This window comes from Chitinibacter sp. FCG-7, assembly GCF_040047665.1.
Taxonomy (GTDB): Bacteria; Pseudomonadota; Gammaproteobacteria; order Burkholderiales; family Chitinibacteraceae; genus Chitinibacter; species Chitinibacter mangrovi.
The window spans coordinates 902,607-915,661 of sequence record NZ_CP157355.1; the positions used below are offsets into that span (position 1 = coordinate 902,607).

A 13,055-nucleotide genomic window follows, 5' to 3' on the forward strand; every position below is an offset into this window, starting at 1 on the left:
ATTGGATTACGCTTGAAATATAAAAGAGGGGAAATGCGAAGGGATGAAGCCAGAAAAAGTAACGACGGCACATAGAATGCCGTCGCTATTTGTGCGAATGAAGACTAAATCAAAAACACCAACAATGTCAAATATTACTATCCAGAAAGGCTGTCAGTTGCGATTTTGACAATGCACCAACTTTTGTTGATTTCACTTCGCCATTCACAAACAGCATCAGAGTAGGAATACCACGAACACCAAATTTTGGTGCCGTAGACTGGTTTTCATCGATGTTCAGCTTGGTAATTTTCAGTCGGCCAGCATACTCGGCAGCAACTTCATCCAGAATCGGGGCAATCATCTTGCATGGACCACACCATTCTGCCCAATAATCAACCAGTACCGGGCCGGCAGCTTGAAGGACTTCCGCATCAAAACTTGCATCAGTAACGTGAACAATATTCTCGCTCATATTTTATCTCCGAGGATGGTGTGAAGGCATTTCGAGTTCAAGTACCAGCAAGGCACAAGAAAAGCTGAAGTATAAGGTAATACATAAGGCAGAACTTGTACTTTTCAAGCGATCAGATCAACTATTTTCACTTCAACCCCATCACTCCTTACCAAAATGCAGCATCAACTGCTTGCTCCAATCGATCGATCGCCGTCACAGTCATCCCCTCAATAGGCTGACGAGGACGATTGGCTTTGGGCACAATGGCATGCGTAAAGCCCAGCTTTGCTGCCTCACGTAATCTTTCCTGCCCTCGCTGAACAGGACGAACTTCACCCGCGAGCCCCACCTCTCCAAACACGACCATCTTGTTGGGCAGCGCTTTATTTTTGAGTGATGAGACAATCGCAATCAACATAGCCAAATCCGCAGCAGGCTCGATAATCCGCACTCCGCCTACCGCATTGATAAACACATCCTGATCAAATGCGGCAATCCCAGCATGACGGTGCAAAACAGCCAGCAAAAGCGCCAGCCGGTTCTGCTCAACCCCAACCGCCAGCCGTTTAACTTGTGCCGCATGGGCATCATCGACCAAAGCCTGTACTTCAACCAGCATAGGGCGCGAGCCTTCTTGCGTTACCATCACGCAAGAGCCCGGCACAGGCACATCATGTTGACTCAGAAAAAGTGCCGAAGGGTTGGCCACCTCACGCAAGCCTTTATCGGTCATCGCAAACACACCCAACTCATTCACTGCGCCAAAGCGGTTTTTGATTGCCCGGATCAAGCGAAAACTCGAGTGAGTATCGCCCTCAAAATACAGAACGGCATCAACAATATGCTCAAGCACCCTTGGGCCCGCCAAAGCGCCTTCTTTGGTCACATGCCCCACCAGCAAAATGGACGTGCCATGCCTTTTGGCAAAACGGGTCAGCTGGGCGGAGCATTCCCTCACCTGGGCCACACTACCCGGCGCACTGGTCAAAGCCTCGGTATATATCGTTTGAATGGAATCAATCACAACCACTTTGGGCGCTTCGCGCTCAAGCGCATGCAGGATCTTTTCCAGACTAATTTCAGGGTACAACCTTACTTTGGCTGCTGGCACGCCAAGCCTGCGTGCCCGCAAAGCAATCTGTTGCGCCGATTCTTCACCGCTCACATAAAGTACAGGCAAAGATTCGGATAATCTGGCCAATGCTTGCAACAACAGTGTTGATTTTCCAATCCCGGGATCGCCGCCAATCAGCACAACTCCGCCGGGAACAAGACCACCACCCAAAACCCGATCAAGCTCCGCCAGATGGGTTGGAGTTCTTGGCAGCTCCTCGGCTTCAACATCCGATAGATTCTTGATTGCCCCATCCGCCGCCAGACTTTGAAAACGGCCAGTGGTCGTGACCACTTGGGCTACTTGCTCCTCCAGGCTATTCCACTCGCCGCATTGCGGACACTGCCCCTGCCACTTGGGAGAAAAGCCACCGCAGAGACGGCAAACAAACTGGTTTTTTACTTTGCTCATAGTTGCTCAACGAGAAACGGCCCGCATAGCGAGCCGTTGTTTGGTTCTGATCAGAATAAGCCTAAATATACTTGAACAAGCTAAGATCTTGCACTTGGGCAAATGATTTTCGTGCAGCATCCAGCACCATCTGATTCTGGGCAAAATCGCTAATTGCAGCCGCATAATCCAAGTCTTGCAAACCCGATAAAGTTTTGGCGTATTGCAGCTTCAAATCCTCTGTCGTGTCTTTGACTGAATCAGTCTCAACCATACGCGCACCCAAGTAGGCCTGCGTCGTCACTATATTACCCAAGGCATTCGAAAGATCAGACAACGCAGTATTTAACTGGTTTTGAAAAGCTGCCTGTCCTTTACCAGAGCCATCAACTTGATAGTTATTTAATGCAGTCGACAGTTTACCCAGGATACTGAATAAATCGACATTCGAACTTGGTTTTACCGAAAACTGATCCGCAGCACCGGCCACCCCAGTGGGCGTTTTGGTGATGGGGTCAAGGGGGATTGGAGAGCCAGAGACACTCACTTTAATCCCGAAATCCCACGCGGCACCGGCAGGATCAGTTGGCAAGCGCTTGAATTCGATGTCACCACCCGAAGTATAAGTACGAGGCCCAGCAGTATTGCCAGCAGTGGCAGCACCAGTAATCAATGAAGTGCCAGTACTATCGATCAGATCATAAGAAATATTCGGCGCATCAGGTTTACTGGGGTTGGGCTGCCAATAAAACTGAACAGAAAAATCACGAGGCGCAGGTGCAGCAGCCCATTTTTGCGGATCAGTCACTTCACCAGGGCTAACAATACCCGAACCGACATTGGTTGCATTAGCAGCGGTCACAAATGAACCATTGCCATTTTTAATACGCTGAAACACATCAGCGCCCGACTCAGAAATTGGCACTTGCCGACCATCAGAAATTTGAACCAGACGCTGACCATCATCACCAAAATAATTCACCGTCCCAAAACTGGTCTCTGTAAATGGCTTGGTATCTCCTTTAAAACCGGAAAACAGATAATTACCCTGACCATCGGAGGTATTAGCCAAGCCCAACAACTCCTGGTAGCTGCCCTGCAGCTGGGCATCGAGCATTTTCTTCTCGCTCGCAGTCAACGCAGGATTACCGGCCATCACACTAAGCTGCTGCACATCCTGAATTACTCCAACAACCTGCTGCAAAGTGCTTTCGCTTAATCGCATAAACGAATCAGCCGCGGCACTATTGGTCGCATACTGTTCATTAATCGACCTGGCCTGTGCAATATCCAAAATGCGAGCCGAGGCAATCGGGTCATCCGCAGGCGTCAGAATTTTACGTCCAGACGACAGCTGGCTTTGCAACTTAGCTTGGTCAGCAATATGACTTTGCAGGCTCTTGGCACCGATATTAAAAATAGTCGTAGTAGCGAGACGCATGATCTCTTCTCCTTAATGACACAGCATCAGCGGCCAATATTGATGATTTCTTGAAACGCGCTTTGAGCAATCTGAATTACCTTACTGGCAGCCTGGTACGCTTGCTGATAGCGCAATAAATTGGCAGCTTCTTCATCCAGATTCACCGCAGAAACCGAATCACGGCTATTTTCGGCGTTCGTTAATAGCTTATCCTGTGCCTTGCTCAGGATCGTAGCTTCGTTGGTCTGCGTCCCGATCGTACTCACCATTCGTCCATACGATTCTTGATAGGTGGCAGAGCCATTTTCCAACAGACGTGTGGTTTGCAGCTTGCCAAGCGCCAGTGCATTACGATTGTCGGCGACGCCATTGATATTAGCGCCCACAGCAATCGCATCGCCAGCCACAGGGGTTCCGTCTAGTTTCATTGACCAGCCATTCACCTGTAAAGTCATACCGGCAGTATAAGTTTGCGCAGGGGAAGTAACCCCTGTCACTGTGTCTGTGTAAGTAAAGCTGCTAGCACTGGTAAAATTAATGTTCACCGGATTTTTTAACGCCGGATTGATTGCACTATCGGTCGAGCTAATCGAAGGGGTATCGACTAGGTGTTGCACCACTTTAACCGTGCCCGTATTGCCATTGCCAAGGCTTGCCAGCATTGGTGCAGCAGCCGCAATATCTTTAGGATCGGTCATCCGTACCGCCAAGCTTGAAATCATGCCTTCCAACGGCTTAATGACAAATCGATCATTCGCATTCATCGCTCCGGATGCAATCCGCAATGTGAGGCCATCCTGATTAATGCCTTGCGTCATTTGAGCCGCAGAATAAATTTGTCGAGTCCCGTCACTCTGCTTGTACATGGTGTAATTAGTACCATCAAAGCTCAGTTCGTAGTTGCTGGAAGTGAGTTTACCAACATCCGAAATATAACCCCCCAGCTGGGCATTGCCAGTGTTATTGGTATTGAAGTTAATTTCGCTAATTGCCGGCGGGAAAGCAAAGCCTGTCTGTGCTGGCAACACTGCGCCAGCTGGTGCAGCAGAAATAGTCAGCCCGGTCACAGGATCGGTAGTTCCCAATGCCAGGACAGCACTGGTGGCATTATCTGATAGCCGCTTGATCACGTATCCGCCGCCGCTTGGCGTAATGGAAAAATCGCTACTTTCATTCGTGCCACTAGGTGAACTCACCCGGATATTGTTACCACCCACATTCAAATCAACATTATTACTGCGCTTAATATCGAACAGATTTTTACCCAGATTACCATTCAAGTCTTGTCCGGCTTTATGCTGCTGATTAAAAGTTTCAACAAAGCCCAAGGCCGCACGTTCCAGGCTGTTTTGCGCCAAATCAAGCGACTGGCGGCGATAATCTAGCAGTGCACCAAGCTGCCCACCCGAGAGCTGATTTTCAGGCAAAAAGATAGTTTGATCATTTTGCTGATACCCCACCGTAATTCGCTTCGGATCAGCCGGGTTAGGTTCGGCAGTTAATTTATTGACTACCCCACCAACCACCAAGCCCTGACCATTACCGATAAATACATTGATACTGCCGTCATCCAGCGTGAGCGTATTGGCTTTCACCAGTTTATTGAGGTCTTTGACTAATAAATCCCGCTGGTCGAGTAAATCATTCGGCGGCTGACCCGATGATTGTGCAATGACAATGCGATTATTCAGTTCGGCAATTTGTTCGGAATAACTATTAATATTGCCAATTGTGTCGCTAATTTCACCATTAAGTGCATTACGCTGCTCATCCAGGCGCTGTGAAAACACTTGAAAGCGATTGACCAGTGTTTGCGCGCTAGCGAGCATGGCTTGCCGCGATGGTGGGCTGGCCGGGTTAGTCGCCACATTTTGGACATTGCTGAAAAAATCTTGCAATGCAGGCGATACACCTGCGTTCGGATCGGCGACGATGTTATTGATTTCGGCTAGGTGCGTCAGTCGCGTGCCCTGATAGCTGGACTGATTCTGCGCTACTTCAACCGCCTTGGTTAAAAAGCGGTCGTACATGCGGGTGATCGAATCGACCTGTACGCCAAGGCCATTAAAACCACTGCCGGAAAGCAGCGGATAGGGTGCACTTTGCGCCAGACGCTGGCGTGAAAAACCGTCGGTATTGACGTTGGCAATATTATGCCCGGTGGTCGTCAAGCCCAGATTGGCGGCGTTAAGCCCTGATACTCCGATACCAAAAACTGATGATGCCATGATCTAAACCTCTCGATATTCTATCGGCACTACGCGCCAAGTCTTGAGCCAAACGCGGCCAGTTGGTCAGCCAGGCGGTCGGCTACCCGGGTCAGTTTCTGCGCGTAAAGCGGATCGGTCGCATAGCCGCCAGCCACCAGCGCTTTGGCAAAGCCAACGGCATCACTGCCTTGCGCCACTGCTGCACCGTAACGGCGCTTGATCAGGCTGGCGTAGTCGGCCATGGCCTCGGTGTATGAGTCATACGCGCGAAATTTTTCAACCCGTTTTTGCGCCCGCCCCTCAACGTACTCGGTCGTGAGCACGTCGACTGTTTTACCCTGCCAGCCGCTGCCCGCTTTAATGCCGAACAGATTATGCGATTCGCTGCCATCAGCGCCCTTGATGCCTTTCTTGCCCCAGCCGGTTTCCAGTGCGGCATGCGCCAGCAACAGATGCGGCGACAAACCCAGCGTTGCCGCAGTCGACTTAGCCGCCTCACCCAACTTACCGACAAAATCAGAAACCGTGCCAGATTTGGATTGGGGATTGGCGGCAACCGCCCCCATCTGGACGGCAGGTTTTGCCGCCACGGCGGCAGCATTCAAGGCCAGCGGACGGCGAAGAGCGGAACGGACATCATTACGCAAGGGTTGCTGCAATAAAGCCGGGTTTTCCTGGATATTGAGCTGACGCACGATCATATTGGCAAAGCCAATGCCGCCGCTTTGCGCCCAGTTTTGCGCCAGTTGCTGATCGCGCATGCCTTTAAACATCTGGCTGGCTGCGCTTTGATCCAGCTCGTCAGGCGGCGCAGCTTTACGCATCGCACCGAGCATCTGCTGTAGCAACAAGGCTTCAAACTGCTGCGCAACGCCCTGTGTTGCCGCACCTTTATTGCTCAGACTGCTCGCACGCAGGCGATCCAGACTGCGCGGATCGGCTGAAATACTTTGCGAATCGAAAATGGCACGGGGCAACATGGCACAACTCCTGAAGAACTCAGCCTTCTACAAGCAAGGAGCATGCCCAAAATAAAAGGCGCTCTGCCATAGAGCGCCTTCAAAATAAACATCAGCAAGTATATCGCCACAAGCAAGCCTCAACAAAGGCTACAACAATATACCCATAAGAGTTGACTGCCAGTTAAATCACTTCCAATTCCGCATTCAAAGCACCGGCAATTTTCATCGCCTGCAAAATCGCCAGCAAGTCCTGCGGCGTTGCGCCCACGGCATTGAGCGCCCGCACCACCTGATTCAGGCTGGTCGCCTTGGGTAAACGCACCACCGGGCCTTTACCAACGTCAATGTCAATTTCTGCATTTTGCACTTTCGCGGTTTGACCATTGGCCAAAGGCTTGGGCTGCTCGACCTTGTTGTCGGCCAGAATGGTCACCGTGAGATTGCCGTGCGCAATCGCGCAAGGGTCAATCGTCACCGCCTGATTCATCACCACCGAGCCGGTACGCGCATTGATAATCACCTTGGGCGAGGCTTCACCGGGCGTGACGTTGACGCTTTCCAGCCGAGCCAGAAAAGCCACGCGCTGATTCGGGTCCAGCGGTGCGCGCACCTGAATCACCCGCCCATCGAGCGCCGCAGCAACCGGGCCAATCTGGCTATTGATCGCATTCACCACACGGCTGGCAGTAGAAAAATCGGTTTTCAGCAATTCAAGCTGAACAAATTCACCATTGCCCAGCAAGGTGGGAACCGCGCGCTCCACCGTGGCACCAGCGGGAATCCGGCCTGTCGCCAATTGATTGATTTGTGTACTGGAGCCGCCTGCCGATGCGCCAGCACCAGCGACCACCAGATTGCCTTGCGCCATCGCGTAAATTTGCCCGTCAGCGCCTTTCAGCGGCGCCATCAGCAACGTGCCTCCACGCAAGCTTTTGGCATTACCAATCGACGACACGACAATATCCAGCGGCTGGCCGGGGCGGGCAAACGGTGGCAGCGTGGCAGTTACCGTGACAGCGGCCACGTTTTTTAACTGCAAATTGCCTCCAGCAGGCACCTGCACGCCCATATTGGTGAGCATATTGACGACCGATTGCACGGTAAACGGCGTTTGCGTGGTCTGATCACCGCTGCCGTCCAGACCGACAACCAGCCCATAACCGACCAGCTGATTGTTGCGCACACCGGCAAAGCTGGCCAGATCTTTTAACTTATCAGCATACACTGGCAAGGTATAGACACAGAGGGCAATTGCTAAAATCAGTTTACGCATATACCCCACCTAGAATGGCCATACGGAAAGGAAAAATCGCTGCATCCAGCCCATGGTATTGGCGTCACCAATCGCTCCCTGCCCCACTTGTTCGATGCGCGCATCGGCCACTCGCGTCGACGAAATGGTATTGCCAGCCTTGATGTCATTCGGATTGATCACACCGGTGAAGCGAACGACATTATTGTAGCCATTGACCACCACCTGCTTCTCGCCACCAATGGCCAGATTGCCGTTGGCAAATACATCGGTCACCGTCACGGCAATGCTGCCTCTAAAGGTATTGGTACTATTGGTTTCGCCTTTTCCGGCAAAGGTATTGGTGCTGCTCAGATCGGCCTGCGCATCAAACAGGCGGCTCAGAATAGACGGCATGTACGGCAGATCTGCCGAGCCTTCCAGCGAGAGCGAGCCATTACGGTTGGTGCTGCTATTGGCCTTGTTGGCGGCGGTCAGATTCTCTTCAATCGTCACCACCACAATGTCGCCAATCCGGCGGGCTACTGGTTCTTCAAACAGCATCTTTGCAGTGCCGGCTTGAAAAATTGCCCCATTATTGCTGCCTGTCGTGACTGCCGCTTGCGAGCGTGCCGAAGTAGGTTGCGTCACGATCGATTGTGGCGCAACGCAAGCAGTCAAACTCAGCAGTAACAGGGAAATACCGGCAATTTTTTTCATTTTCGCTTTACTTATGACTCACAAATACATCTGATACATCTACTTCACAATTACATCTGCGTCAGCTTGGCCAACATCTGGTCGGTAGTCGTCACGGCTTTGGAGTTGAGCTCAAACGCCCGCTGAGCCTGAATCATATTGATCAGCTCTTCGGTGGCATTCACGTTCGATGTTTCGGTGTAACCCTGATTAATCGCACCCAGACCATTGGTTCCCGGCGTACCGACCGTTGGCGCGCCGCTGGCTGCGGTCTCCAGATACAAATTACCGCCAATCGACTCCAGACCTGGCGGATTAATAAAGGTGGCTGTCTGGATATTGCCCACCTGAACCGGTGCAGCTGCGTCATTATTGATGATCGCCGATACCGTACCATCGGCAGCAATCGTAATACTGGTAGTCCCCTGCGGTACCTGAATGGCAGGCGACAACTCGTAACCGCTACTGGTCACGATGGTGCCCTGGCTATTGACCTGAAATGCACCGTCCCGCGTGTATGCGGTTGTGCCATTGGGCCGGGCGATCTGGAAAAAACCATCGCCATTAATTGCCAAATCCAGCGGGCCATCGGTTTTTTGCAAATTACCCACCGAATGATTGCGCACCGTGGCGACCACTTGCGTGCCAGTGCCAACGTACAAACCACTAGGCAGGGAAGTCTGCTGGCTTGTTGCACCACCGGCCTGGCGCAGATTCTGATACATCAGATCTTCAAAAACTGCGCGTTCGCGTTTATAGCCATTGGTATTCACATTCGACAGATTATGTGATACCACATCAATATTAAACTGCATGGCATCCATGCCGGTTTTAGCAGTCCAGAGCGAGCGCATCATGATGCGAAATCCTTATTTATTATTGCGGCTTAGCCGTTTAACGACAGCAAAGAGCTGGCCGAGCGCGAATTCTGTTCGGCAGTACTCAAAAGCTTAAGTTGTGTTTCAAAATGCCGCTGGGTAGAAATCATATTCACCAGCTGATCAACCGAATTCACATTGCTGCTTTCTATTCCGCCACTACTGAGTGTCACGGCTGCATCAGCTTGCGCATTTTCACCGCTACGCAGGCGAAACAGGCCATCGAGGCCTTTTTCCAGCTCGCGATCGGGCGGATTAACCAGCTTTAAACGCCCTACTTCAACGACCTGCGTTGGATTACTTAAATCCACAGCAGTCACCGTACCATCTGCCGCAATCGTTGCGCGGGTGTTTTCGGGAATGGTCAACGGGCCATTTTCACCCTGCACAATCTCGCCCGAATTGGTTTTGAGCAGTCCGGCAGAGTCAATCGCTAAGCTGCCGTTGCGGGTATAGGCTTCACCAGTCGATGTTTGCACCGTTAGCCAGCCACTACCCCGGATCGCTACATCCAGATCGCGCCCGGTTTGCTGAAAAATACCAGCCGACAAATCGGCGGCACTGATTTGCTGAACGACAAACGCCCGGGTTGGCGTGCCTGGCCCGCCCAGTGCAGCCACAGCACGCGCGGAAGCGAGCTCGGCCCGAAAGCCGGGTGTGCTGACATTCGCCAAATTATTGGCAATGGTGGCCTGCCGCGTTTCACTGTTTTTTGCGCCTGACATGGCGACATAAATCAAACGATCCATAAACCGATGACAGCCTGTATGGTTAGCGATTCATTAACGCAGATTCACAATCGTCTGCAGGATCGTATCCTGTGCTTTTACGGTCTGGGCATTGGCCTGATAGTTGCGCTGCGCAGTAATCAGATTCACCAGCTCGGAGGTCAGGTCAATATTGGAGTCTTCTACCGCCGCCGCTTGCAAAAAACCGGTATTACCTTGGCCTGGGCCATTGGTCAGTGGCTGGCCAGAACCGAAAGATTCGGCCCAGCGGTTATCACCCAGTGGCTGCAAACCTTGCGGATTGGTAAAGGTGGACAACACCACTTTGGCCACATTACGGCTTTGGCCGTTGGAATAGCGCCCTTGCACCACGCCTTCCTTGCTCACAGAAATACCGGTGAGCACACCGTCGGTATAACCATCCTGCGTCAATGTATTCACATTGTACGGGCTGCCAAACTGAGTCGATTTATTAAAAAACAGCTGAAAATTAAGCCCATTCGAGCCGTTATCAATCCCGGTTGGGCCGCTAACGATCTCGAACCAGTCATCCGTTGCCGCTGCAGTCGCACCCGGAGTCGCAATATTCGACGAGTAATCGACAAATTTGCCGTTCGCGTCAAAGCTCATTTCGCCCTTTAGGCGAGTGCCTGCAGTTGGTGCCAGCGTGCCGTTGGAATTAACATCCTTGCCATCAAGCGAATAGTAAACATCCCAACTACCTACCGCACCACCACCTGCAGGATCCTGCTTGCGGAAATACAGCGTTTGCGTATGCGCCACACCAAGCGAATCAAATACAGTAGCCGAGGTTGAATAGTTATACGTCGTTGGATCAGTAGAAGAGAATGCAGGTCCTGGGGCAGTTGCATTGGTCGGATCGTTAATCACTTTATCCGATGCATTCAGATTTGCACCCAGATTCAAACCTGCGCCAGTGACACCCGAGCCACCCGTTGAACGGGCACCGATATTAGCAAACTGCAGTTGAATCGGTTCCGGTGTTGAGCCTTCCAGAAAAATACCTGTACCCTGATCAACGCCCCAGCCAGTGAGGAACTGACCGTTATTAACAATGTATCCGTCCTTGTCGAGCTGGAACTGGCCATTTCGCGCATAGCTGATACTGCCACTACGATCCTGCATCCGGAAAAAACCGTTGCCGGTAATCGCAATATCCAGCGGATTATTGGTCGAGGTGGTATTACCCTGCGAGAACTGCTGGGCGATCGTCGTGACTTTGGCACCGATACCGGCAATATTCGATGCAGTGCCGAAGGTACTGGCATAAATATCAGCAAACTCGGCACGCGAACCTTTAAAGCCGACCGTATTGACGTTGGCAACGTTATTACCGATCACATCCAGATTTTTTGCGGCGGCATTCAAGCCGCTCAAGCCTTGTTGGAAACCCATGATAAACCCCTTACCTTAACCGTTTGCCTGCTGGATCTGGATGAGGCTGCCAAAATTGGTTTTGCCACCGTTGGCCAGATGCACCTCAACACCGTCACTGCCAAATGCGACTGATTTGGTCACCTGCCAGGTTGCAGTCTCTAAAGCAATTTCCTTGCCATCTTTTTGCGCCTTGGCGGTCACTTTATATTCACCAGCTGGCAAGACGGTGCCATCGGCCTTTTTGCCATCCCAGGCCACCTGAATCAAACCAGCTTTGGTGGTCGTCACCGGTACTTTGGCGACTTCAACATTCTTGTCGTTGTAAATGCTGGCCATCGCATTGCTGGTACCTTCGGGAATATTGAAGCGCAAATCAACCGACTTGCTGCCATCAAAGCGGAAACCATTGCCGGGGGACAGGACTTCTTTGCCGATCAGGTTTGCCGCTTGCATGACCTGAGTACCTGCGTACATGCCCGCCATCCCCGCCATGGTCTGATTGAGCTTTTCAATGCCACTAACGGTATTGATCTGCGCAATCTGGCTGGTGGTTTGCGCGTTATCCATTGGATTCATCGGGTCTTGCGATTGCAATTGCTTGACCAGCAATTTCATAAACCGGTCTTGCTGTTGCTCGGTATCGGTTTTGGTGGCAGTTTTTCGCGTATTGAGCGAGCTGTAGTCAAACGAACCGGAAACTGGAGATGTCGCCATGATCTGTTACTCCTGATTAAACCTGACCCAGTGATAGCGTGCGCAGCAGCAAGGTCTTGGCGGTATTCATTACATCGATATTGGTCTGGTAAGAGCGCGACGCTGAAATCATATTGGTCATTTCTTCCACCACATTCACATTGGGCATGGCCACATAGCCATTGGCATCGGCAAACGGGCTTTTGGGGTCAAACACCAGTTTGGGCGGCGCCTGATCTTCGATCACCCCAGCCACCTGAACGCCCACGGATTGCTTGTTGCTCACGGTCATCGGCTGGGCCTGAAAGACCACCTGCTTGGCGCGGTATGGCTGGCCGTTGGAGCTGGTCACCGATTCGGCATTGGCCAGATTGCTCGCCACGACATTCAGGCGCGCCGATTGCGCCCGCATGCCGGACGCTGCCACATCAAAAACTCGAAACATCGACATTTAGCGTATTACCTCTGTTGCCTGTATCGGTCTTACTGACCAGTTAGCGCGGTTTTCATCGATTCGATCCGGCGCTGCACGAAAGTCACTGCGGCCTGATAGCGGATGGCGTTATCGGTAAATTCTTTCATCTCGGTATCCATATCAACGGTATTACCATCAATCGACGGCTGACGCTCGTTGCGGTATTTCAGCTCGGGCGAAAAAATATCAACCTGGGTGGAGGGCTGCAGGTGGCGCGGATTGCTCATGGCCAGCGTAGCGGTTTGCTGCTCGGCACGCGCGGTGTCAAAAGCCGCTTTGAAATCGAAATCACGCGCCTTGTAGTTGGGCGTATCGGCATTGGCAATATTGGATGCCAGTACTTCCTGGCGATAGGAGCGCATTTTCAACGCGGTTTCCTGATTGCGAAAGTAATTGTCGATTTTGCCCAGCATGCTGC

At 51.7% G+C, this 13,055-nt stretch carries 13 protein-coding genes; all 13 read right to left on the reverse strand.

Translation table 11 applies throughout. The features are described from left to right. Positions 1-127: 127 nt before the first annotated feature. The 13 genes from trxA to flgB all read right to left on the reverse strand — a co-directional run bounded on the left by trxA (position 128) and on the right by flgB (position 13,050). Positions 128-454: a thioredoxin TrxA gene (gene trxA, locus ABHF33_RS04190; protein WP_348945778.1), complete on the reverse strand. Its 327-nt coding sequence runs from the start codon at positions 452-454 to the stop codon at positions 128-130. 148 nt (positions 455-602) lie between these two features. Beyond that, positions 603-1,961: a DNA repair protein RadA gene (gene radA / locus ABHF33_RS04195; protein WP_348945779.1), complete on the reverse strand. Its 1,359-nt coding sequence runs from the start codon at positions 1,959-1,961 to the stop codon at positions 603-605. A 61-nt stretch (positions 1,962-2,022) separates the two neighbouring features. Then, positions 2,023-3,381: a flagellar hook-associated protein FlgL gene (gene flgL / locus ABHF33_RS04200; protein ID WP_348945780.1), complete on the reverse strand. Its 1,359-nt coding sequence runs from the start codon at positions 3,379-3,381 to the stop codon at positions 2,023-2,025. Positions 3,382-3,407: 26 nt separating this feature from the next. Next, positions 3,408-5,591, reverse strand: a complete 2,184-nt coding sequence (flgK, locus tag ABHF33_RS04205; RefSeq protein ID WP_348945781.1) for a flagellar hook-associated protein FlgK — start codon at positions 5,589-5,591, stop codon at positions 3,408-3,410. Positions 5,592-5,620: 29 nt separating this feature from the next. Then, on the reverse strand, positions 5,621-6,553 hold the full coding sequence (flgJ, locus tag ABHF33_RS04210; protein ID WP_348945782.1) for a flagellar assembly peptidoglycan hydrolase FlgJ: 933 nt from the start codon (positions 6,551-6,553) through the stop codon (positions 5,621-5,623). Between the two features lie 163 nt (positions 6,554-6,716). Next, positions 6,717-7,808 carry a flagellar basal body P-ring protein FlgI gene (locus tag ABHF33_RS04215; protein WP_348945783.1) on the reverse strand — a complete coding sequence of 364 codons (1,092 nt, stop codon included), beginning with the start codon at positions 7,806-7,808 and terminating at the stop codon, positions 6,717-6,719. 9 nt (positions 7,809-7,817) lie between these two features. Then, the gene (locus tag ABHF33_RS04220; protein WP_348945784.1) at positions 7,818-8,486 is read right to left on the reverse strand and encodes a flagellar basal body L-ring protein FlgH; all 669 of its coding nucleotides are present in this window, start codon (positions 8,484-8,486) and stop codon (positions 7,818-7,820) included. 50 nt (positions 8,487-8,536) lie between these two features. Then, positions 8,537-9,322, reverse strand: coding sequence for a flagellar basal-body rod protein FlgG (flgG, locus tag ABHF33_RS04225; protein WP_157314141.1), 786 nt, complete (start codon positions 9,320-9,322; stop codon positions 8,537-8,539). A gap of 29 nt (positions 9,323-9,351) precedes the next feature. Next, positions 9,352-10,092, reverse strand: coding sequence for a flagellar basal-body rod protein FlgF (gene flgF, locus ABHF33_RS04230; protein ID WP_348945785.1), 741 nt, complete (start codon positions 10,090-10,092; stop codon positions 9,352-9,354). 33 nt (positions 10,093-10,125) lie between these two features. Continuing rightward, on the reverse strand, positions 10,126-11,487 hold the full coding sequence (gene flgE / locus ABHF33_RS04235) for a flagellar hook protein FlgE (protein ID WP_348945786.1): 1,362 nt from the start codon (positions 11,485-11,487) through the stop codon (positions 10,126-10,128). A 15-nt stretch (positions 11,488-11,502) separates the two neighbouring features. Continuing rightward, entirely contained in the window at positions 11,503-12,183 is a 681-nt protein-coding gene (locus ABHF33_RS04240; RefSeq protein ID WP_348945787.1) for a flagellar hook assembly protein FlgD, read from the reverse strand. Between the two features lie 16 nt (positions 12,184-12,199). Beyond that, positions 12,200-12,613 (reverse strand): flagellar basal body rod protein FlgC, encoded by a 414-nt coding sequence (gene flgC / locus ABHF33_RS04245; protein WP_157314145.1) that lies wholly within the window; start codon positions 12,611-12,613, stop codon positions 12,200-12,202. Between the two features lie 32 nt (positions 12,614-12,645). Next, a complete protein-coding gene (gene flgB / locus ABHF33_RS04250; protein WP_348945788.1) occupies positions 12,646-13,050 on the reverse strand; it encodes a flagellar basal body rod protein FlgB in 405 nt (134 codons plus the stop codon). Positions 13,051-13,055: the final 5 nt, after the last annotated feature.